Here is a 21,780-nt window from a genome sequence, read left to right as displayed (position 1 = left end):
TCTTTCCGAACGTTGGCGCTGCCCCTCATTGCCCAGCCGGGCATTTCTCCGCGTAGGTGACGGGGAGCAAGAGGCCGGCGTCAAATCTTCGCGTCGTGCGGCAGCGGCGCCGTCGCCTTTTCCAGCCAGGCCAGCGTTTCGCCGTCGAGCATCGGTCCGATCTCGGCCAGCACGCGGGCATGGTAGGCGTCTAGCCAATGCAGTTCCTCGCGCGTCAGCAGCTCTGACCGCACCAGCCTGATGTCGATCGGCGCCAGCGTCAGCGTCTCGAAGCCATGCATGGCGATGTCGCCGCCTTCGATCTGTTCGGCCGGCGTCACCAGGATGAGGTTCTCGATGCGGATGCCGTAGGCGCCTTCCTTGTAATAGCCGGGTTCGTTGGACAGCATCATGCCTGCCAGCAGCTTTTCGGTGCCGGTGCGGGCGATGCGCTGCGGGCCTTCATGCACGGCGAGGTATGAGCCGACGCCGTGGCCGGTGCCGTGGGCAAAATCGCAGCCATGCTTCCATAGGGCCATGCGGGCGACGGCATCGATCTCCGAGCCGCGCGTGCCGGCGGGGAAACGCAGCGTGGAGATGCCGATCATGCCCTTCAGCACCAGTGTGAAGCGTTCGCGCATTTCCTCGCTCGGCTGGCCGATCGGCACGGTGCGGGTGATGTCGGTGGTGCCGTCCTGATACTGCGCACCGGAATCGAGCAGGAACAACTCGCCGGCCTGCAGCTTGCGGCTGGTGGCGCGCGACACGCGGTAGTGCATGATGGCGCCGTTGGGGCCGGCGCCGGAAATAGTGTCGAAGGATACGTCGCGCAGCGGCATTTGCGTTTCCTCGCCGGTTTGCCGGCGGCTCTCCTCCAGCCTGGTGACGACCGCGATCTCGTCGAGCGAGCCGGGCTCTTGCCGCTCCAGCCAGCACAGAAGCTTGGCCACCGCCGCACCGTCACGACGGTGCGCGGCGCGTGAGCCGCTGATCTCGGCCTGGTTCTTGGTGGCTCGCGGGATGCGTGCAGGATCTGGCGCCGCAACAACCGTGCCGCCATTGTATTCGACCAGCATGCGCAGCCGGTCGGCCGCCAGCACCGGGTCGAGCGCGATCTTGGCGCCGCCCTTGGCAAGTGCCGCGATCGCCGCCTCGAATTCGCCGGGCTCGTGCGGATCGGCGAGCTGGGTGAGATAGGCCGCGACCTGGCGCGAGAATTTGCGCTTGTCCATGTACAGCTGGTGCGATCCATCCGCTGCGAGGATGGCGAAGCCGAGCGCCAGCGGCGTGTGCGGTACGTCGCCGCCACGGATGTTGAAGGCCCAGGCGATGGAGGAGGGGTCGGTCAGCACCGCATGGGTGGCACCATCCTTGCCGATCGCCGTCGCCAACCGCGCCAGCTTGTCCTTGGCGAGTTCGCCGGCAAAGGCGATCGGGTGCAACTCGACCGGGGTCAGCGGTGCCGCAGGCTGGTCCTTCCAGATGATGTCGATCGGGTTTTTCTCGAGCGGCACCAGCACGGCGCCGGTCTTGTCGGCAGAGGCCTGCAGCGCCTTGACCTCGCCAATCGTGTGCAGCCATGGATCGAAGCCCAGCCGCGCGCCCTTGCCGATATTCTCCTTGAGCCAGACGGCGGGCGGGTTGTCGACCAGGCTTTCGACGGCAAAGATGTCGAGATCGACCTCGCTGCGCACCTGCAGCGCGTAGCGCCCGTCGACGAAGATGAAGGCGCGGTCGCGCAGCACGATGGCGACGCCGGCCGAGCCGCTGAAGCCGGTCAGCCATTTCAGCCGTGCCGAACGATCGGCGACATATTCACCTTGATGCTCGTCCGCGCGCGGAACGATAAAACCGTCGAGGCCATTGGCGGCCAGCCATTGGCGCAGCAGCGCCACGCGCGGCTTGCCAACCGAAGGGTCGCCCGCGGAATCGAAGGTCTGGAACATGATGGGGCCTCCTGATGTCGGCGTGACCGTAGCCTATGGGTCCGGAAATCGGAATCGATTTCCGGCCGGCGCAACCTGCTACAGCGCCGGCTGGCTGACAACCAAATGGGGCTGGTCCAGTGGCGCGAAAGCTGGGCTTCTTTATCCAGCACCGGGGGTGGCGGCGTTCACCTGCCTGACAGCCTTCTACCCGGCTCCAAGGCTCCGCTGGCTCGCCCGGTCTCAGCGCTTGAGGTGGATCGTCACCCAGCCTTCGCGGTGCAAGGTGCGCACGTGCCGGAAATTCTGGCCGACATAGGCGGAGATGACGGCGTCGCGCTGGCGCTCGAGAATGCCTGACAGGACGATCGAGCCGCCAAGTGCGATGTGTCCGGCCATTTGCGGCGCCAGCCGCATCAGCGGCCGCGCCAATATGTTGGCGACGATCAGATCGAAAGGGGCACGCTTGCCGAAGATCGGATGGTGGAAGCCCGGTGCGGTGACCGTTTCGATTAGCGCCTTGACGTGATTGAGCCGCGCATTGGCGGCGGCAACCTTCACCGCCACCGGGTCGATGTCGGTGGCGAGCACCGGAATATGCGCCAGCTTGGCGACGGCGATGGCCAGCACGGCGCTGCCGGTGCCGAGGTCGAGCGCATTGCGCGGGTGCTCGCGCCGCACCACTTTCTCCAGCATTTCCAGGCAGCCGGAGGTGGTGCCGTGATGGCCGGTGCCGAAGGCAAGGCCGGCCTCGATCTCGATGGCGAGTTCGCCGCTGTGGCGCTTCCTGCGGTCATGCGCGCCGTGGACGCAGAAACGGCCGGCGCGCACCGGCTTCAGGCCCTCCAGCGAACGCGCCACCCAGTCGATGTCGGGCAGCACTTCGCGCTCGACCGGCTTCGACTGCGCAAGCCCGGCGAGAATGTCCTTCACCCGCGCCTCGACCGCATCGACGTCGCCATCGGCGTAGAGCGAAACCTCGTGGATGTTCCGGTCTTCGTCGACCTCGAGCACGGCGATCGGCAGGCCTTCATCCTCGAAGGCCAGTTCTAGCGCAGCGAAGATGCGCTCAGCCTCGATCTTGCCGGTGGTGAAATGCAGCCGCGTCTGGGTCATATGGATACTTATCAACCCTTGGCCGCGAGGCGCTTCAGCTTCTCCACGGCGGTGCTGGCGCTTTCGCCATAGGCGATCGTGCCGGCAAAGTCGCCCTTGGAGTTGAGCAGCAGCACCGAGGCGGTGTGGTCCATCGTGTAGTCGCCGTCGCCGGTATCGACCTTTTTCCAGTAGATGCCGAACGACTTGGCCATGGCGTGGACCTTGTCCGGGTCGCCGGTGACGCCGGTGATGCGGTCGGAGAAATTGCTGACATAGGCGTTCATCACCGCCGGCGTGTCACGCTCCGGGTCGACCGAGACGAAATAGGCATGCAAGGTCTTGCCGTCGTCGCCGAGCGTCTTCAGCCAGCCGGAGAGTTCGAACAAGGTGGTCGGGCAGACTTCGGGGCAGTGGGTGAAGCCGAAGAAGACGACGCTTGGCTGTCCCCGGAAGGCGGCTTCGGTGATCGGCGCGCCTTTCTGGTCGACGAGGGTGAAGGGCGCGCCGAACGGTTCGCCGCCATAATGGCCGCGATACCAGTCGAAGGTCAGCCAGCCGATGCCGGCCGCCATCAGGACGAGAATGCCGACCAGGATAGAACGCATCATCACAAAAGTCCGTCCGCAGAAATCATCGCGCCGGCTCAATGCCGCCGGTGCGACACTCTTAGCGGTTTGACCTTGCGCAGGCAAAGTGCCGCGATGCCGCAACCGCGGTCGTGGTGACGCGTCTGCTTGCAAAGCCGCACGCCGCATCCCACCTGATACCGGCAACTCGAACCGCAGGAGGCTCCTTTGCTCGAACTGGTTGGGCGCGAACGGATTGGGCGAAAACTGTTCGGCGGCGCCTTGGCCGCCTGCGTCATGCTTGGTGCCGGCAGCGCCATCGCCGAGGAAGTCGGCAAGGTCGGCGTCGACTGGGTCGGCAATGACATCATCGTCGAAGCGATCAAGGATCCCAAGGTGGATGGCGTGACCTGCCATGTCTCCTATTTCGACCGCAGCATCATCGACCGCCTGCACAAGGGCAACTGGTTCGAGGATCCCTCGGACTCGTCGATCTCCTGCCGCCAGACCGGCCCGATCACCATTGGTGACATCGACATGAGCGAGGGTGGCGAGGAGGTGTTCAAGCAAGGCATCAGCCTGATCTGGAAGAAGCAGGTGGTGAACCGCATCTACGACAAGGCCAACGAAACGCTGATCTATCTCTCGCATTCGCGCCAGGTGCAGAACGGCTCGGCCAAGATGTCGGTCACCACGGTGCCGCTCTACGGCCAGAACGTGGTGTGGAGCAAGGGCAAGCCGAAATAGGTGGATGGGCGTTTTTATGCTGATTGGCCCCCGGGACAATTGCTCTTGCCTTGCGGGAGCAATTGTCCCGGCGTAAAGCCGCGCGCATGGACCGCACCGAAAACCTTGTCCTGAAAGACCCCGAGCCGCGCATCCACCCGACCGCGGAGCTGAAGGCGTGCAAGCTTGGCCGTTACGCTTCGATCGGCGAGAGAGTGGTGCTGCGCGAGGTCAGCGTCGGTGATTTCTCCTATTTCGAACGCCATTCGGAAGCCATCTACACCACCATCGGCAAATTCTGCTCGATCGCCGCCAACAGCCGCATCAATGCTCTGGAACATCCGATCGAGCGGTTGACCCAGCACAAGGTCAGCTATCGGCCGAACGAATATTTCCGCTGGCTAGGCGTCGATGCGGCGTTCCGCGAGCGGCGGCAGGCGAAGGCCGTGACCATCGGCCACGACGTCTGGATCGGCCACGGCGCGGTGATCATGCCCGGCATCGCGATCGGCAATGGCGCGGTCATCGGCGCCAATGCGGTGGTGACGCAGGACGTGCCGTCCTACACGATCGCCGCCGGCGTGCCGGCCAAGCCGCTGCGGCCGCGCTTTGCTCCCGACATAGCGGCGCGGATCGAAGCGCTCGCCTGGTGGAACTGGCCGATCGAGAAACTCGCCAGGGCGGTTCCCGACATCCAGTCCCTGCCGGTCGAGGCCTTCCTCGATCGTTGGGAAAACGACGCCGCCTAGGCTTCCGCCGACAACGGTTTGGCCCTGGCCGCCACTGCCGGGCAGGCCATCAGCAGGCCGACAGCGGTGCTGGCGCGCGGGCTGCCGAAAGCGGAGGACCGCCTGGCCGAATGCCGGGGACTGTGCTCCGCGCTCTGCGGACTGGAACCCCTTCCGCCATGCGGGGGTGGCGCGGCGGAAGGGGTCGGAGGTAAACCGCCGTGGAGGCGGAAGGAACAGGCGCTTTTGCCTGCGCGATTACTATGACACCAGACCGATAAGGTGTGTTTTCCGCCGCATGCGCGCCCCGCGTGTATCGAATTGCAGCTGCCGTATTTGTTATCGACGGGAACCCGAGGCGGTCGCCGGTTGTTTCTCATCGCCGCAGCCATTCAGGATTCTCGACATATGGAAAAGCTCTTCACCAAGATCGCCAATTGGGTCGCCCACGTAACGGGTCTGCCGCTGACTTTTGCCGGCTGCTGTGTGGTTATCGTCGTCTGGGCGGTCAGCGGGCCTTTCTTCGGCTTCTCGGACACCTGGCAATTGGTGATCAACACCGGCACGACCATCATCACCTTCCTGATGGTGTTCCTGATCCAGAACACCCAGAACCGCGATGGCGCGGCGATCCAGGCCAAGCTCGATGAACTGATCCGGGTCGGCGAGGGCCAGAACCATTTCATCGGCATCGAGCACCTGACGGAATCCGAGGTCGAGGAAATCCGCGAAAAGTGCGAACTGGCGGCGCGGCGGCATGACGAAAAGATCGCCGCCATGGCCGCCAAGAAGGCCGTGGCGCAAAAGCGAAGCCCGAAAAAGCACGCGGCTTGAGGGCTTGCTGATCAGCCTTTGATGAAGGCCGCGAAGGCATCCTTGTGATCGGGGTGCCAGCGCGACAGAGCCGGGCGGTTTTCGATGATGTCGCCGATCGCCCAGGCCATGCGTTTCTCGTCCAGCGGCCGCGCCACGTCATTGTCCGGGCACAGGATGTAGAAGTCGCCCCTGACCAGGGATTCCAGCATGAAGTCAATGACCTGTTCGCCGGTCCAGGCGCCGGCCGGCTTTTCCGTCGCCCCTTCGGTGAGCCCGGTATAGGTGAAACCGGGGATCAGCAGATGCGCCGACAGGCGGTCGCCCGGCTCGTTGCGCAGCGCATGCGCCAGGCCTTCGGTGAATGTCTTCACACCTGCCTTGGAGACATTGTAGGCGAGGTTGCCGGGCGGCGTGGTGATGCCTTGCTTGGAACCGGTGTTGATGATCAAGCCCGGCTTGGCCGACGCCAGCATGCGCGGCGCGAAGGCTTCGACGCCATGCACGACGCCCCAGAAATTGATATCGAGCAGCCGTTTCCAGCCATCGCGGTTTTCCCAGGGTTTTCCCGGATTGTCGCCGACCCCGGCATTGTTCATCAGCAGCGAGACCTCGCCGAAGGCGCCGAATGCGCGGTCGGCGAGACGATCGACCTCATCGGCCTTCGAAACATCGGCCGCGACGGCAAGCACGGCCTCGTCGCCGGCAATGGCCGAAACGGCGCGGGAGGCATCGTCGAGGCGCGCGCCGCCAATGTCGGCGAGCACGATCTTCATGCCCATCAGCGCAAGCCGCCTGGCGGCTGCCAGACCTATGCCGCTGGCGGCGCCGGTGATGACGGCGGTGTTGCCGGGGCCAAGCGCGGGCAGGGCGGCCTGGATTTCAGCGTCGGTGATCATGAGCAACAGCATCCTTTTCTCGATGGCGCCGAACTTAGCGCCGGAACGCGCTTGCGCAAGCCTTCCTCAGCATGTGTTCGGGTTGACCAGCAGGGCCGCGGCTGCGCATGCTGCCTGGGCACAAGAGATTTTTGCCCAGGCAAGAGAGACTTTGCAGGGGCAGCATGGAGTTTTTGATTGACGGACTGGATCGCAATTCTGAAAGAGCAGACCGCCACCGGTGACCAGATGGGGCGCGAGGTGCCGCAGATGCTGGCCAACCCCGATATCAGCGAAGCCCAGGTGAAGACATTGTTTTCGGCGCTGGAAAAGCAGGCCGAATTCGTCGAGAAGCTGCGCATGGCGCTGGAGAAATTCGGCCATGATTTCTCGATCATCAAGGCGGCCGAAAGGCTGGAGGAGCGCTATGCCGATCTTGCGGCGTCGGTTGCTGAAAAGCTGAAAGCGATGCGTAAATAGAGTTGCTTTCTGGAGCTATTTTTCGAGAACGCGCGAGAAACGCGTGTCCGGCACCAGCCATACCAGCGCGACGGCGACATAGAGGCACACACCGATCCAGCGGTTGAGGAAGGTCAGCGCAATGGCCGCGATATAGACCGCAAGCGAAAGCCTTCCCTTGCGGTCGCTGCCGATTGCCTTGGCGAAGGCCGTGTCTTGCCCATGCAGGCGATGCAGCGCGACGGCCAGAAGCGTATAGGCAATGCCGCACAGAGCGAGATCGAAACCGTAGACCGCAACCGGAACCGTGGCGAAATGGTTCTCGCCCATGAAAGCGGTCGTCACCGGCATCAGGGACAACCAGAACAACAGATGCAGGTTTGCCCACAGCACCCCGCCGTCGACGCGCTGCACGGTGTGGAACATGTTGTGCAGATTGTTCCAGTAGATGCCGACATTGATGAAGGAGAGCACGTAGCACAGGAAGACCGGCAATTGCGGCACCAGGGCCGCGAAGTTCTCGCCGTCCGGCACTTTCAGCTCAAGCACCATGATGGTGATGATGATGGCCACCACGCCGTCGGTGAATGCCTCGACCCTGCCTTTGCCCATTGAGCCCCCCTATTGTCCGGTAAAATCTACGCGATGGCTGGACGTGCGGCTACCCGCCATGTGGCTGGGCAAACGGTGGATGGCCCGCACCTGTCCAGGCGACTGGCGAAAGGTGTGCATTCAGCCGTTCGGTGTCTCTGGCGCCATGTTGGCGCGGCCGCGCGGCACGCCGAGCCCGGTGTCCGGCGGCTCGCCGGCGGCCGGCCTGTTCTCGATCATGTGCAATTTGCGCCAGCCGCCGAAACGGTAGTAGGCCGCGGCCAGTACAAGCGAGGTGATCGAGCCCGCCGGGAAACTCCACCACAACGCTTCCTCGCCGATCACGCCGCGCATGAAATAGGCAAAGCCGGTGCGCACGATGAGCACCGAAATCACCAGGATGACCAGCGGCGGCATCACCGCGCCCGTGGCGCGCACGGTCGCGAACAGCACGATGGTGATGCCGAACAGGATGAACGACCAGGATGCGGCCGTGTTGATGTGGGCGGCGATGTCGATCGCCGCGCCGTCGCCGCTCAGGAACAGGCCGAGGATCGGGCGGTCGAAGAGCCACAGCATCGCGACCAGGGCGCCCGTCAGGACGAGGTTGAAGCCGACACCGGAGGCGGCGACGCGGCCGATCCGGTCCCAACGGCCGGCGCCGACATTCTGTGCGGCCATCGAGGAGACCGCGGCACCGATGGCCAGCGCCGGCATCTGGATATAGGTCCACAACTGCGCGGCGATGCCATAGGCGGCGGCGACCTGCGAACCGTAGGAATTGACGATGCCCATCACCGTCAGGGCCGCTGCCGAAATGACGATCATCTGCAGGCCCATCGGCACGCCCTTGACGACGATGATGCGCAGCAAGGCGGGGTCGGGCCGCAGCAGAGCGAGATTGGCGCCGGCCAGCCGCAGCGGGTGCTTGCGCGCGTAGAGCACGACGAGGATGGCGATGACGCTGACTGTCTGGCCGATCAGCGTCGCGGTGGCGGAACCGGCGATGCCGAACTCGGGGAAGGGGCCGATGCCGCGGATCAGCAGGGGGTTGAGCACGATGTCGAGGACGACCGCCAGCGCCATGAAGATGAAGGGCGTGCGGGAATCGCCCGCGCCGCGCAGCACGGTCATGACGAAGGACAGAAGGTTCATCATCGGCACGGCGACGAAGATGATGCGCAGATAGGAACGCGCCAGCGGCAAGGCGTCGGCCGGCGTACCAAGCGTGTTGAGGATGGCGTCGACCCAGATCCAGCCGCAGACGGCGAAGACCACCGAAACGAAGAAGAAGAAGGTGGCGCTGGTGCCGACGATGCGGCGCGCCTCGGGCAGGTCGCGGGCGCCGACCGACTGCGCCACCAGGATGGTCGCCGCCATGCCGATGCCGAACACGGTGCCCAGGATCAGGAACAGGACGAGGTTGGCGTTGGAGGTGGCGGTCAGCGCCGATTCACCAAGAAAGCGGCCGACCCAGACGGCATTGATCGACCCGTTGAGCGACTGCAGCACGTTGGAACCCAGCACCGGCAGGGCAAACAGCAGCAGCGTGCGCGGGATCGGGCCGCTGGTCAGGTCGCCGGTGCGCCGGCGCGCAGGCATTTTCTCGTCCATGGCTGGCGACTCGGCAAGGGTGTTTGGATCCGTTCCACCATCATTGCCGATTCAACGAGGCAGGTCGATGCGGGGCCGGAAAAGGTTGGCCGGAGGTCTCCTGGCGCACCTTGATCTGGCCATGTTCTCAAAGCGCCCGGAATGGGATATTGATTGCTGGGGGCGTGGGGCCCGCATTCCTATCAGATCTTGCGAATAGCCGGGGGGGTAATGTCCGATAGTCCGCTGTTTTCCGAGCGCCTGGACCGGCGCGCGTTTCTTGGTGCGTCCGCCTTTGGCGCGGTCTCGATGGCTCTGTCAGCGTGTACGACGACCGAGGTGGTGGCGCCGCCGCCGGTGGTCGCGGCGCCACCCGACACGGCGTTCGGCGATACCGCAACCATGTACGCGGCGCGCACCGACGAGGGCTATCAACTGCCGGCGATCCCGGTGGCCAAGCTCGATCCGAAGTTCGTGCGCCAGATCGTGGCCGACCCGACAGGAGAAAAGCCCGGAACCATCGTCGTCGATGTCTCCGAGCACTTCCTCTATCTTGTGCGCGACGGCGGCAAGGCCATCCGCTATGGCGTCAGCCTCGGCAAGGCCGGTTTCGGCTGGACCGGCAGCGCCGTGGTCCAGGCGCGGAAGAAGTGGCCGGTGTGGACGCCGCCGCCCGAAATGATCCAGCGCCGGCCCGAACTGGCGAAATTCAAGGACGGCATGCCGCCCGGCCCGCAGAGCCCGCTCGGCGCCCGCGCGCTCTATCTGTTCCGCGACGGCAAGGACACGATGTACCGGCTGCATGGCACGCCGGAATGGGATTCCATCGGCAAGAACGCCTCGTCGGGTTGTGTGCGCTTCATGAACCAGGACATCATCGACCTCTACAGCCGCGTCAACGGCCCCGCGCAGGTCTTCGTGCGACCGAACTTGTCGGCCGCCGGCAAGATCATGGCCGTGTCGAGCAGGACGGCCGAGCCGATCGATGCGGGCGTGCCGAAGGACGCGGAGTTCTTGAAATAAGCACCTTCAGGATCGACGGTTCGACCGGAACAGTCAGGCGGACGCGCCACGCGCGTCCGCCCGGATCGTGCTGATTACTTCCTGGCGAGGCCGGGAAGCGTGACCTGATAGACCAGGAACATGGTGTCGACATTGGCGCCGTCATCGGCCTTGTAGGGAACGCCGATCTGGAAACCGTCCTGAGCGAGGAAGTCGTTGTCATTGGCGACGAACAGGAAATAGTCGTCGGGCAGCTTCGGATCGAGCACGCTGGCCAGCGACATTGCTTCCCATTTCTCGGACAGGTTGTTGTGGTCGTTCGGCGCGCCATTGTGCAGGCCGAAGCGATTGAGCTGCGCGTTGTCGTTGATGTCGATGAACGGCGTCAGCCTGGCCGGCGTCACCGACGGATCGAGCACGCCCTTGGGTGCGACCGGCTTGTCGGCGGCGTCGAAAGGCCCGCCCGCAATGTCGGTCGCCGCCGAAACGTCGACGACGTTGATCCGGCGATAGAGCGAGGTGTCGCCCTTCAGGCCCTGTCCGTTGCCGCTGTCACGCGTCAGGATCAGGAAGGACGTGTCCGACAGCGCCACGATCTCGCTTTGCGCGGCGACCTTGGTCTTGCCCTTGGCGTCCTTGAACACCGGCAGCGGCAAGACATATTCGTGCGCCAGCTTGAGATGGGCGAGGTCGGAAGCGTCATAGACCAGCGCCCTGGTGTTTTGCCGGGTCGAACCTGAATCGCCGCCATCCTGCCGGGTCGCCGACTGCAGCACGGCGATCAGGAACTTGCCGTCCGGCGTCATCGCCATGCCTTCGAGGCCCTGGTTGTTCTGGCGGCCGGTCTCGGGATCCTTCGGATCGGGCTCGGCGGCACCCGGGCCAGGATTGTCCGAGGAGAAGTTCGGCGCGCCCTTGCGCATCGGCACCAGGGCCGCCGGCGGCTGGGTCGCCGACAGCAGGCGGCCTTGCGCCGAGAAGCGGTAGATGTTGGGGCCATATTCGTCGGAGATGAACATCGAGCCGTCGGGCAGCCGCACGATCGCCTCGTTGTCGAGGGCGAGCTTGCCATTGGTGGCGGCGGGCAGCATCGGCATGTCGCCTGCGGCGGCACGCACATCCGACAGCGGATCGAGGCCGGTGGCATCGGCGCCCTTGTCGTCGGAGAGCAGCATGGTGTCGGTGAGCGTCGCCTTGACTTCGGTCTGTTCCTGGCCAGCGGCGCCTGAAGCTGCCGGCGTGAACTCGATGCTGATCGTGTTGAGGCGCGGCCGGTAGTTCGTGGTGCCGGCGACATTGTAGCCGCGATCCGGCAGCAGCCAGAGCGAACCCTTGTAGGTGCCGGCATCATGTGTCCAGCTTGATGTGTCGATCGCCATGCCGGAACCAGACCCGAACGTCTCGCCGAATTTGTCGCGCTGAGCGGCCGGGATGCGACCGACGCCGACCAAGCCCTTGTTGACGAGGCCGCCGACTGTGGCGGTGCTGTCGGCAAGCGCCGGCGTGAGCGCGGTGAACAAGGCCAGCGCGACGCCGAGCGAGCCGGTTCGGTGCAGATTTCTCATGGATGATCCTCGTTGTGACAGATGTGCCGGAGCGGCCGAAGAGCAAAAAGCTGAAAAGAGGCGGTACATCGATGATGCCGCGTGCCCCCCGACAAGCGGTCTACGTCGCGAACATGATGCCTGCGTGACAGCGCGGCATGCCTGCCCGCCGGCGTGTCCAGAAGCCGAGAAAAAGCACGCGCCGGGGAAGAATGGATCATCCCCACGCATCCGTTCGCGTGTGCAGGCGCAGTACTGGACACTTATGTCTAGTGCATATATGTTGCGCTTCTGACAGACCGGGAGGGAAGCCTTGAAGTCGCACTACCGTGCAGTCGTGATCGGGGGCGGGGTGGTCGGCGCCTCGGTGCTTTACCATCTGGCGCGGTTCGGCTGGTCTGACGTGGCGCTGATCGAGCGCGCGGAACTGACCGCCGGTTCGACCTGGCACGCGGCGGCCGGGTTTCATGCGCTCAATGCCGATCCCAACGTCGCGGCGCTGCAGGACTACACAATCAAGCTCTACCGCGAGATCGAGGCCGAATCCGGCCATAATATCGGCCTGCACATGACCGGCGGCGTCAACATGGCCAGCGATCCCCAACGTTGGGAATGGCTGAAATCGGCCTGGGCGGTGTTCCAGTCGGTCGGCATCGTAACTGCCCGGCTGGTGACCCCCGACGAGATCAAGGAAATCTGCCCGATCGTCGACGTCAGCGGTGTGCTCGGCGGTCTTTACGATGCCAATGAGGGTCATCTCGACCCCTACGGCACGACGCACGCTTATGCCGGCGCCGCGAAAAGGCGCGGCGCAGACGTGATCCTGCGCAACCGTGTCGTCGAGCTGAAGTCTCGCGCGGACGGCCACTGGGACGTCGTTACCGAACAGGGCACCATCGTTGCCGAGCATGTCGTCAACGCCGGCGGTCTGTGGGCGAAGCAACTCGGCCGCATGGCCGGCATCGACCTGCCAGTGACGCCGATGGAGCACCATTATTTTGTCACCGAGGACATTCCAGAGATCGCGGCGCTCGACCGGGAGCTCGGCCTTGCGGTCGATCTCGACGGCTTTTCCTACCTGCGCCAGGAGCGAAAGGGCGTGTTGCTCGGCGTCTACGAGCAGAACCCCAGGCATTGGAACATGGACGGTGCGCCATGGAATTACGGCATCGAGCTGATCCCGGAAGACATAGACCGCATCAGCCCGGAGCTCGCCAGGGCGCATGAGCGCTTTCCCTGCCTGGCGAGCGCCGGCATCCGCAAATGGGTCAACGGTGCATTCACCTTTACCCCCGACGGCAACCCGATCGTCGGGCCGGTGCGCGGCTTGAAGAACTACTGGGTCGCCTGCGGCGTCATGGCCGGCTTCAGCCAGGGCGGTGGAGTCGGCAAATCGCTGGCTGAATGGATGATCCATGGCGAGCCGCAGGCCGACATTTTCGGCATGGACATTGCGCGCTACGGCGCCTTCGCCGCCAACCGCGAATATCTGAGACAAACGACTCGTCAATTCTACGCGCGCCGTTTCGTCATGACCTTTCCCAACGAGCGGCTGCCGGCGGGCCGGCCCCTGAAACGCCCCGGCGCCTATGACGGGATGAGTGCCGCCGGCTGCGAGTGGACGGCGTCATGGGGGCTGGAAATCCCGGCCTATTTCGCACCGATGGGGTTTCGCGAGAACACCGCGCTCAAGCGCTCCAACGCCTTTGCGATCGTTGGGGACGAGGCGCTGCAGGTCCGGCGGGCCGCCGGTCTCGTCGATATCTCGGCCTATGCGCGCTATTCCGTGTCCGGCGCGGGTGCGCAGGCATGGCTCGACCGGCTGCTGGCCTGCCGGCTGCCGAAGGCGGGGCAGGCACGGCTGGCGCCGATGCTCGGGCCGGACGGGCGGCTGAAGGGCGACCTCACCGTGATGAATTGGGGCGGCGACGACTATTGGCTGATGGGCTCCTACTATCTCAGGGAATTCCACATGCGCTGGTTCGAGAGCCGGGCAGGAGAGGGCATCACGGTCACCGATATTTCCGATGCGACGGGCGGCTTCCTGCTGACCGGGCCGAATGCGCGCAGAATCCTCGAACGCACGACGCATCAGGATGTCTCCGGCGCGGCACTGCCGTTCATGGCCTGCGGCACGTTCGACATCGGCATGGTGCAGGCAAGGATTGCCCGCCTCTCCATCGCGGGCGAGCTGGGCTTCGAGATCAACTGCCCGGTAACCATGCATGCGACGTTGCGTGAGGCACTGCTTGCCGCCGGCGAGGATCTTGGCCTCGCCGAGATCGGCTACCACGCGCTCAATGCGCTCAGGCTGGAGAAAAGCTTCGGCATCTGGTCGCGCGAATTCACGCAGGGCTACACGCCAGGCCAGACCGGCCTCGACCGGTTCATTGCCTTCGACAAGGGCGATTTCGTCGGCCGCGAGGCGGCGCTGAAGGAGCACAACGTTGGTGCGGCGCAACGGATCGTGACGCTGGAGGTCGATGCCGTCGATGGCGACGCCAGCGGCTTCGAGCCGGTCTGGCGTGATGGCCGGCGCGTCGGCTTGGTCACTTCGGGCGGCTTTGGCTACACGATCGGCAGGAGTGTCGCGCTGGCGTTGGTCGACGCCGGTTTTGCCGAGGAGGGTACGGCGCTTTCGGTGCACATTGCCGGCGTCGAACGGCGGGCTCGCGTCATCGCGGCGGCGCCCTACGACCCCTCGGGCAAGGCGATGCGGCAATGAGGAGGATTCTTCGATGATCGATGAGGCGGCACGAGACAGCAGGCGCGAGCGCCGGCGTGGACGCACCGGCGAAGCCGGCAGCCAAAGCAGCCGCCGGCCCAACTACCGATCGCTGAAGAACCCGTTCCTGCCGCAGCCGATCTTCTCGGATGACCAGGTGGCTTCCATCCACGACACGGCGCTGCGCGTGCTGGAGGAGCTCGGCATCAAGGTGCTGCTGCCGCAGGCGCGGGAGATTTTCGCCCGCGCCGGTGCGCTTGTGGACCCGGACACCGACATGGTGCACATCGGCCGCGACATCGTGGCGGCGGCACTGGCCTCGGCGCCAAAATCAATCCCGGCGCTGGCGGGCGACCGCAGCCGCGATCTTTTGCTCGAACTCGGCTCGATAACGTTCCTCGCCGGCGCTGGCGCGCCCAACGTCACCGATCTCGAACGCGGCCGCCGGCCGGGAACGCTCGGCGCCTTCGAGGAATTGACCAAGCTCATCCAGCATTTCGACGTACTGCACATGCTTTGCCCGTGCATCGAGCCGCAGGATGTCGACAACCGCTTTCGCCACTATGCCGTCAACCGCGCGCAGTTGACGCTTTCCGACAAGTTCCCCTTTGTCTTCGCGCGCGGCACGCCGCAGGTCGAGGATGGGTTTGAGATGATCCGGCTCGCGCGCGGGCTGTCGGAGGATGAATTCCGCGCTGGCGCCCATTGCTACACCATCATCAACACCAATTCACCGCGCCAGCTCGACATTCCGATGGCGCAAGGCATCATCGACTTCGCCCGCGCCGGGCAGGTCCTGGTCATCACGCCGTTCTGCCTGGCCGGCGCCATGGCGCCGATCACGGTCGCCGGCGCGCTGACGCTGCAGCATGCCGAGGCACTGGCCGGTCTGGCACTGGCGCAGATCGTGCGGCCGGGCGCGCCCGTGCTCTACGGTTCCTTCTCCTCCAATGTCGACATGAAGTCGGGCGCTCCGGCGTTCGGCACACCCGAGCACGTCAAGGCGACACTGGGGGCCGGCCAATTGGCGCGCTTCATCGGCCTTCCCTGGCGCTCGGGCGCCGGCAGTGCCGCCAATATTTCCGATGCGCAGGCGGCCCATGAGTCGCAGTTCGCCCTTTGGGGCTCGGTGCTTGCCGGCGCCACTGTCTGCATCCACGCCGCAGGCTGGCTGGAGGGCGGCCTGAGTGTCTCCTTCGAGAAGCTGATCACCGACATCGAGGCGGTGCAGTCGATCGCCGAGCTTTGCGCGGCAACTCCCGGCGACGACGACGCGATCGGTTTCGAGGCCATCGCCGAAGTGCAGCCAGGCGGGCACTTCTTCTCCGCCGGCCACACGATGGCGCGCTACCGCACCGCATTCTACGAGCCACTGGTCGCCGACTGGTCGAATTTCGGCAACTGGACGCAAAGCGGATCGAAGACCGCCAGCGAGCGCGCCACTGGTATCTGGAAACGCATCCTTGCCGATTTCGAGCCGCCCGCTTCGGCTGCTGCGACCGCCGGAGTGCTCGACGAATTCATCGCGCGCCGCACCGAGGCGGGAGGCGCCGCACCGGTTTCGTGAGCGGCGAGCTTTCGCGCGAGACACCTGGCGCCTGCCGCGACTTTCGCGGCGTGATCGGGGCCGAGGTCATTGGCAATCGGTGCACGGCGTGCAGAAATGCGCTTCATGCGCGAAATCGCAATCGCATCGGTGATTTTCCTGTGCCTGGCGGCGGCGCCGCTGGTCAGCATGGTTGTCTGGCCAAGGCTGCCGGCCAGACATCGCGACGACGATACGAACAATGTCGTGCGGCTCGCCGCCAATCTGTTCGGCGTCATGACGTCGCTGGTGCTCGGCCTGATGATCAATTCGGCCAAGAACACCTTCGAATCGATCGACCATAATGTACACGCCTATGCGACGGAGTTGATCCTGCTCGACAGGACACTGCGCCAGTACGGCGCGGAAGCCGACGCCGTACGCCAGCCGCTGGTCGCCTATGTGCAGCGGGTGGTGGCCACCTCGTCCCAAAACAATGAAACGACTTTCGTCGCCAACCAGTTGTCCGAACATCTGTTGACGGAAATCGGCACGCGGCTGAACGCGCTGACGCCGCCTGACGCCACGCGTGTCTCCTTTCTGCAGGATGGCCGTCAGCGCCTCCAGAAAGTGCTGGAAATGCGCTGGGTGCTGATCGAACAGTCGGAAGGCGCCATCCCTTGGCCGCTGATTGCCATGCTGGTTGCGTGGCTGGCGCTGATCTTCGCCAGTTTCGGGTTCAGGGCGCCGAAAAATGCCATCACGCTCGCAACCTACGTCGTCTCGGCCGCGCTGATCGCCGGGGCGATCTACCTGATCCTCGATATGGACGTGCCGTTCTCCGGACCGATCCAGATTTCGCCGGCACCGCTGGAGCGCGCGCTGGCGGAATTGCAGCGGTGACGCGGAACCGGTGCCATTCCCAGGCATTCATGGGAATGAACCACGGAGGACGACATGGGTTTCGACCAGTATCACGAACCGCCTGAAGAACTGTCGCAGAAGGTTCGGACCTTCGCCCGCATGATCGCCTCGCTGGTCGAGGAGGCGGAAGCGATCGGCTGGTACGAACAACGCATCTCGGTGGAGAAGGACCCGCAAGCGCGGGCCATCATGCGCAACGCGCAAGGCGAGGAGTTCAAGCATTTCGGCATGGACCTGGAATTCCTGCTGCGCCAGAAGGAGGACTGGCGGGCGGAATTGAAGGAAATCCTGTTCACCACCGGGGACATCGTCGAGGCCGGCGAGCGTGGCGAGAAGAAGGTGGATCGATAGCCTTTATGGGCGATATCAATCGCTGTCGCGGGCGACCAGTTCCAGCGGCCAGACTTCGTGGATGATACGCGGGCCTTCAGGGCCGGCGAAGGCGGGAAGCGAGGCCAGCAGCATTTCGGCCAGGCGCCGGCCCATCGGCTCCAGCGCCGGACGGAAGGCGGTGAGTGCCGGGGAAAAATAGCGGCAGAGCGGCGTGTCGACGATCACGGTCACCGCGATGTCGTGGCCCGGCCGGATGCCCATCTCGGCCAGCGCCTTGCAACCGCCGAGCGCCATGGCGTCATTGTTGAAGATGATGGCCGTCGGCCGGTCCTTTGCCAGTATCACGCGCGGCGTCACCTGGTAGCCGCCGGCCTCGTTGATGAAGCCGTCGGCGATAAGCGAGGGGTCGACCTCGATGCCGTGCCGTTTCAGGGCTTTGCGGTAGCCGTTCAGAAACAGATGGCCGAAATTGAGATTGAGGGAAGGGCGGATGGCGGCGATCCGGCGGTGGCCGCGCGCCACCAGGCGGTCGACCGCATCACTGCCTGCCTTCTCGAAATCGAGGTCGAGCGAGGGATAGGCCTTGCCGCCGCTGCGGCTGCGGCCAAGCGTGGCGAAGGGGAACCCGACCTGTGTGAGATAATCGATGCGCTCGTCCTCGCGCCGCGTCCAGGCCAACAGCACGGCATCGGCGCGGCGGGTCTCGACGACGCGGCGCAGGCGCTCCTGCTGATAGTCGCCTGGCGCGCCCATCACCACGGTCAGGTCGAGCCCGCTTTCGGCAAGGCGGCCCTGCAGCCCGATCAGGAAGGGAATGAAGAACGGTTCGCCATATTGCTGGTCGCCAGGATGCGGCTGCAGCATGAAGGCGATCGAGTGGGTCGCGCCTTGCCTGAGACTGCGGCCGGACTGGTTGGGTGAATAGTTCAGCTTCTTGGCGGCGTCGAGCACGCGCTGGCGCGTGTCGGCATTGACGTCGGCGCGGCCGTTCAGCGCCCGCGACACGGTGCCGATCGAAATGTTCAGGTGACGCGCTAGGTCGTGAATGCTGGACGCCAAAGAGTTTCTCCCCCCGGCCTTCGCTATCATTGGCGGCCGCTCAGGCCAAGGCTTCGGGACGATTTTCGCGAGCGGCCAATTGACATTCTACGCTATCGGGTGTGTTCTCGTAAACGTTTACGGAAAAACGTTTACGGTGATGCCGTGGATGCCGTGACGGCCGGTCTGGAGGGACCGAGCGGAGGAGGAACGCCGGATGATGAATGTCGTCCTCGTCGGCTGCGGCGCGATGAGCAGGCAATGGCTCGATGCCGCGAGGCAGATAGATGGGCTTGCCATTGTCGGCCTTGTCGACCTCGACGCCGAGCGGGCGAAGGCCAGGGCGCACGAATATGACCTCACCGGCATCGTCATCGGCACCAGCCTCGACGCGGTGCTCGACCAGACCAGGCCCGACGCGGTGTTCGATGTCGTGGTTCCCGCTGCCCGGCGCGAAGTCGCGCTTTCGGCCCTTGCCCACAATTGCCATCTGTTGACCGAAAAGCCGCTGGCCGACAGTCCTGAAAACGCGCGCGCCATCGTCGAGGCGGCCCGCCTGGCCGGGCGCATCCATGCCGTCGTGCAGAACCGCCGCTACGTTGCCAATGTCAGGCGCATCCGCCGCTTCCTGGACTCCGGCGCCATTGGCGCTGCGACCAGCATCCATGCCGATTTCTTCGTCGCGCCGCATTTCGGCGGCTTTCGCGAGGAGATGGCACATGTCTTGCTGCTCGACATGGCCATCCACACTTTCGACGCCGCCCGCTATATGGCCGGCGGCGAGCCGGCCGGCGTCTACTGCCAGGAATGGGAGCCGGCCAATTCCTGGTACCGGCAGGGATCGTCGGCAAGTGCGGTCTTCGATCTCGGTGGCGGCAAGGTCTTCACCTATGCCGGCTCTTGGTGCGCCGACGGCTTCCGAACCAGCTGGGAAGGCAGCTGGCGCATCGTCGCCGAGCGGGGCAGCCTCATCTGGGACGGCCATGACCTCTTGACGGCGGAGGTGGTGGCGACGGGCCGCGACGGGCTGTTCGCCAAGACCCAGCCGATCGACGTGCCGCCGCTCGATCCAGCCGACCGAGTCGGCGGTCATCTCGGCATCATCAGGGATTTCATGCACGCCATCGAGACCGGCACCGAGCCGGAGACGCGCGGCGCCGACAACATCAAAAGCCTGGCCATGGTTTTTGGCGCCATCGAAAGCGCCGAAACCGGACGCCGCGTGGCGATTACACAGGAAACACCATGATGCCAAACCCGCTTCTCGACATCAGGATCGGCACCATGGTGCGGGCCAACCTCGACGACCCGGCGGCGTACATCAAGCAGATCCTGCCGCTCGGTTTCGAGAGCATCCAGCCCTTCTTCTGGCAGACGCTTGGCGGCAAGGACCTTCCACGCCTTGCAGCCGAGATCCGCGAGGCGATCGGCGACGCCGATGTCGGCGTGTCCTCGATCGGCGTATTCGGCAATCCGCTGGAGAGCGGCGAGGTCGATCGCGGCGTTCTCGCGGCCTGGGAAACGGTGATCGACAATGCGCATCTGTTCGGCGCTTCGACGGTCAGCGGCTTCACCGGGCGCCTGCGCGGCAAGAAGCTGACCGACAGCCTGCCGCGCTTTCGCGAAGTGTGGGGCCCGCTGGCCAAGCGCGCCGCCGACAAGGGCGTGCGCATTGCGTTCGAGAACTGTGCCATGGACGGCAACTGGGCGGCCGGCGACTGGAACATCGCCCACAATCCGGACGCCTGGGAGCTAATGTTCAACGAAGTGCCGGACGACAATCTGGGTCTCGAATGGGAGCCCTGCCACCAGCTCGTCTATCTGATCGATCCGATCCCGCAGATCCGCAAATGGGCGCCGCGCATCTTCCATGTCCATGGCAAGGACGCCACCGTGCGCTGGGACGTCATCCGCGAGCACGGCGTGTTCGGCCGGCTGCCCTTCGTACAGATGCGCACGCCCGGTTTCGGCGACAGCGACTGGACGCGGGTGATCAGCGAATTGCGGCTGGCCGGCTACAAGGGCGCCATCGACATCGAAGGCTGGCACGATCCGGTCTATCGCGGCGATCTCGAGATCACCGGCCAGGTCCGGGCGCTGGAGTATCTCAAGCAATGCCGGGGAGGCGCCAGCTACCTGCAGAATCCGACGTGAGGACCCGGCCGGCGGGAGGAGCCGGTTCGTAAGTGGCGAAACAATCGTCAACAGCCCCTCGGCTGACGAGGGAAACAATGGGAGGACAAGTGCATGAGCATCGCGATCAGAACGACACTTCTGCGCACGACCGTCGTGGCCGCCGCCACGGCGCTTTGCGCCGCCATCTCGACCTTGCCGGCACGGGCGCTCGACGCCCAGTGGTGCAAGGATGTCCATATCCGCTTCTTCGTCGGCGGCGCCGAAGGCGACGCTTTCGGTACAATCGTCTACAATGGCGCAAAGCAGGCGGCGGCCGATCTCGGCCCCAAGGTCGACTACATCTTCTCCGGCTGGGACGTCGAAAAGATGGTGCAGCAATTGCGCGAGGCGGTTGCGGTCAAGCCCAACGGCATCGCCATGATGGGCCATCCAGGCGAAGACGCGATCATGCCGCTGGCCGAGCAGGCGCATAAGGACGGCATCAAGATGATGTACCAGAACGTGCCGGTGCCGAAGGTGACGGCGGCGTTCGGCGGCGGCTATGTCGGCGCGCAGCAGGAGCAGCAGGGCCGCGCGCTCGGCGCCGAGGCGTTCAAGCTGGCCGGGCTGAAGTCCGGTGACAAGGCGATCATGATCGGCCCCTTCGACAATGAGAGCCGGGGCGCACGCGAGCGTGGGACGGTCGCCGCACTGAAAGAGGCCGGCGTCGATGTCGTTCAAATCAATTCCGCGACCGAGTGGGCCGCCGATCCGAACCTCGCCATACCGGTGATCACCGCGGCGTTGCTCAACAATCCCGGTGTCAAGGCAGTCGGCTATCCGGGCGGGCAGATGCTCGGCAATGTGCCGACATACATGCAGGCCGCGGGCCGGAAGGCCGGCGATATCTTCAATTTCGGCTTCGACACCAGCCCGCAGATCGTCGAGGGCTTCAAGGGTGGCTGGGTGCAGCTGACGGCCGACCAGCAGCCATTCATGCAGGGTTATCTGCCGATCCTCAGCCTCTGCCAGCAGGTGGTGCTGGGTCTGGCGCCGATGAATGTCGACACCGGTGCCGGCTTCGTCACGCCGCAGAACTACGAGATCGTCTCAGAGCTCGCCAAGCAGGCGCTGCGCTGACCTCCCAAGGCTGCCGGCCGGGTTGGACCCGGCCGGCAGGACCCCCGGCAAAGGGCCGGCATGCGACAATCAAAGCGA

The 21,780-nt window shown here is 64.9% G+C and carries 20 protein-coding genes; 12 read left to right on the top strand and 8 right to left on the bottom strand.

Annotated features, from left to right (window positions below):
- Positions 1-80: 80 nt before the first annotated feature.
- The 3 genes from C1D09_RS16145 to C1D09_RS16135 form a co-directional block, all read right to left on the bottom strand.
- A complete protein-coding gene (locus C1D09_RS16145; protein ID WP_143975250.1) occupies positions 81-1,925 on the bottom strand; it encodes an aminopeptidase P family protein in 1,845 nt (614 codons plus the stop codon).
- A 222-nt stretch (positions 1,926-2,147) separates the two neighbouring features.
- A complete protein-coding gene (locus C1D09_RS16140) occupies positions 2,148-3,020 on the bottom strand; it encodes a 50S ribosomal protein L11 methyltransferase (protein ID WP_143975249.1) in 873 nt (290 codons plus the stop codon).
- Positions 3,021-3,031: 11 nt separating this feature from the next.
- Positions 3,032-3,610 carry an SCO family protein gene (locus C1D09_RS16135; RefSeq protein WP_143975248.1) on the bottom strand — a complete coding sequence of 193 codons (579 nt, stop codon included), beginning with the start codon at positions 3,608-3,610 and terminating at the stop codon, positions 3,032-3,034.
- A 186-nt stretch (positions 3,611-3,796) separates the two neighbouring features.
- Between C1D09_RS16135 and C1D09_RS16130 the strand changes: the two genes are divergently transcribed.
- The 3 genes from C1D09_RS16130 to C1D09_RS16120 all read left to right on the top strand — a co-directional run bounded on the left by C1D09_RS16130 (position 3,797) and on the right by C1D09_RS16120 (position 5,856).
- Positions 3,797-4,315, top strand: coding sequence for a CreA family protein (locus C1D09_RS16130; protein ID WP_143975247.1), 519 nt, complete (start codon positions 3,797-3,799; stop codon positions 4,313-4,315).
- Between the two features lie 86 nt (positions 4,316-4,401).
- Positions 4,402-5,043 carry a transferase hexapeptide repeat family protein gene (locus C1D09_RS16125; RefSeq protein WP_143975246.1) on the top strand — a complete coding sequence of 214 codons (642 nt, stop codon included), beginning with the start codon at positions 4,402-4,404 and terminating at the stop codon, positions 5,041-5,043.
- A 387-nt stretch (positions 5,044-5,430) separates the two neighbouring features.
- Positions 5,431-5,856, top strand: a complete 426-nt coding sequence (locus C1D09_RS16120) for a low affinity iron permease family protein (RefSeq protein WP_143975245.1) — start codon at positions 5,431-5,433, stop codon at positions 5,854-5,856.
- 11 nt (positions 5,857-5,867) lie between these two features.
- On the opposite strand, the gene C1D09_RS16115 is transcribed toward C1D09_RS16120, so the two are convergent.
- Complete coding sequence (locus C1D09_RS16115) at positions 5,868-6,734, bottom strand: SDR family NAD(P)-dependent oxidoreductase (RefSeq protein WP_143975244.1); 867 nt, start codon at positions 6,732-6,734, stop codon at positions 5,868-5,870.
- 177 nt (positions 6,735-6,911) lie between these two features.
- On the opposite strand from C1D09_RS16115, the gene C1D09_RS16105 reads away from it, so the two are divergent.
- Positions 6,912-7,193: a hypothetical protein gene (locus C1D09_RS16105; RefSeq protein WP_095773965.1), complete on the top strand. Its 282-nt coding sequence runs from the start codon at positions 6,912-6,914 to the stop codon at positions 7,191-7,193.
- 15 nt (positions 7,194-7,208) lie between these two features.
- Here the strand turns inward: C1D09_RS16105 and C1D09_RS16100 are convergent, their stop codons facing one another.
- On the bottom strand, positions 7,209-7,784 hold the full coding sequence (locus tag C1D09_RS16100) for a TMEM175 family protein (RefSeq protein WP_143975242.1): 576 nt from the start codon (positions 7,782-7,784) through the stop codon (positions 7,209-7,211).
- Positions 7,785-7,904: 120 nt separating this feature from the next.
- Positions 7,905-9,365, bottom strand: a complete 1,461-nt coding sequence (locus C1D09_RS16095) for an MATE family efflux transporter (RefSeq protein ID WP_246135766.1) — start codon at positions 9,363-9,365, stop codon at positions 7,905-7,907.
- A 222-nt stretch (positions 9,366-9,587) separates the two neighbouring features.
- On the opposite strand from C1D09_RS16095, the gene C1D09_RS16090 reads away from it, so the two are divergent.
- Entirely contained in the window at positions 9,588-10,379 is a 792-nt protein-coding gene (locus tag C1D09_RS16090) for a L,D-transpeptidase (RefSeq protein WP_143975240.1), read from the top strand.
- Positions 10,380-10,453: 74 nt separating this feature from the next.
- On the opposite strand, the gene C1D09_RS16085 is transcribed toward C1D09_RS16090, so the two are convergent.
- On the bottom strand, positions 10,454-11,923 hold the full coding sequence (locus tag C1D09_RS16085; protein WP_143975239.1) for an esterase-like activity of phytase family protein: 1,470 nt from the start codon (positions 11,921-11,923) through the stop codon (positions 10,454-10,456).
- Between the two features lie 292 nt (positions 11,924-12,215).
- On the opposite strand from C1D09_RS16085, the gene C1D09_RS16080 reads away from it, so the two are divergent.
- From C1D09_RS16080 to C1D09_RS16065, 4 genes are all read left to right on the top strand, one after another.
- Complete coding sequence (locus tag C1D09_RS16080) at positions 12,216-14,627, top strand: GcvT family protein (protein WP_143975238.1); 2,412 nt, start codon at positions 12,216-12,218, stop codon at positions 14,625-14,627.
- A 13-nt stretch (positions 14,628-14,640) separates the two neighbouring features.
- The gene (locus tag C1D09_RS16075; protein WP_143975237.1) at positions 14,641-16,194 is read left to right on the top strand and encodes a trimethylamine methyltransferase family protein; all 1,554 of its coding nucleotides are present in this window, start codon (positions 14,641-14,643) and stop codon (positions 16,192-16,194) included.
- Between the two features lie 105 nt (positions 16,195-16,299).
- The gene (locus tag C1D09_RS16070; protein ID WP_167514638.1) at positions 16,300-17,055 is read left to right on the top strand and encodes a bestrophin-like domain; all 756 of its coding nucleotides are present in this window, start codon (positions 16,300-16,302) and stop codon (positions 17,053-17,055) included.
- A gap of 54 nt (positions 17,056-17,109) precedes the next feature.
- Positions 17,110-17,427, top strand: a complete 318-nt coding sequence (locus C1D09_RS16065; RefSeq protein ID WP_143975235.1) for a ferritin family protein — start codon at positions 17,110-17,112, stop codon at positions 17,425-17,427.
- Positions 17,428-17,442: 15 nt separating this feature from the next.
- Here the strand turns inward: C1D09_RS16065 and C1D09_RS16060 are convergent, their stop codons facing one another.
- Positions 17,443-18,468: a LacI family DNA-binding transcriptional regulator gene (locus C1D09_RS16060; protein ID WP_143975234.1), complete on the bottom strand. Its 1,026-nt coding sequence runs from the start codon at positions 18,466-18,468 to the stop codon at positions 17,443-17,445.
- 196 nt (positions 18,469-18,664) lie between these two features.
- On the opposite strand from C1D09_RS16060, the gene C1D09_RS16055 reads away from it, so the two are divergent.
- The 3 genes from C1D09_RS16055 (at position 18,665) to C1D09_RS16045 (ending at position 21,702) form a co-directional block, all read left to right on the top strand.
- A complete protein-coding gene (locus tag C1D09_RS16055) occupies positions 18,665-19,696 on the top strand; it encodes a Gfo/Idh/MocA family protein (protein ID WP_143975233.1) in 1,032 nt (343 codons plus the stop codon).
- The gene (locus C1D09_RS16050) at positions 19,693-20,601 is read left to right on the top strand and encodes a sugar phosphate isomerase/epimerase family protein (protein WP_143975232.1); all 909 of its coding nucleotides are present in this window, start codon (positions 19,693-19,695) and stop codon (positions 20,599-20,601) included. Before C1D09_RS16055 ends, C1D09_RS16050 begins: the two co-directional genes overlap by 4 nt.
- Positions 20,602-20,694: 93 nt before the next feature.
- The gene (locus C1D09_RS16045) at positions 20,695-21,702 is read left to right on the top strand and encodes a substrate-binding domain-containing protein (protein ID WP_143975231.1); all 1,008 of its coding nucleotides are present in this window, start codon (positions 20,695-20,697) and stop codon (positions 21,700-21,702) included.
- Positions 21,703-21,780 lie beyond the last annotated feature (78 nt).

The organism is Mesorhizobium intechi, from assembly GCF_002879535.1.
Classification (GTDB): domain Bacteria; phylum Pseudomonadota; class Alphaproteobacteria; order Rhizobiales; family Rhizobiaceae; genus Mesorhizobium; species Mesorhizobium intechi.
This window is presented reverse-complemented; position numbering and strand designations above follow the sequence as displayed.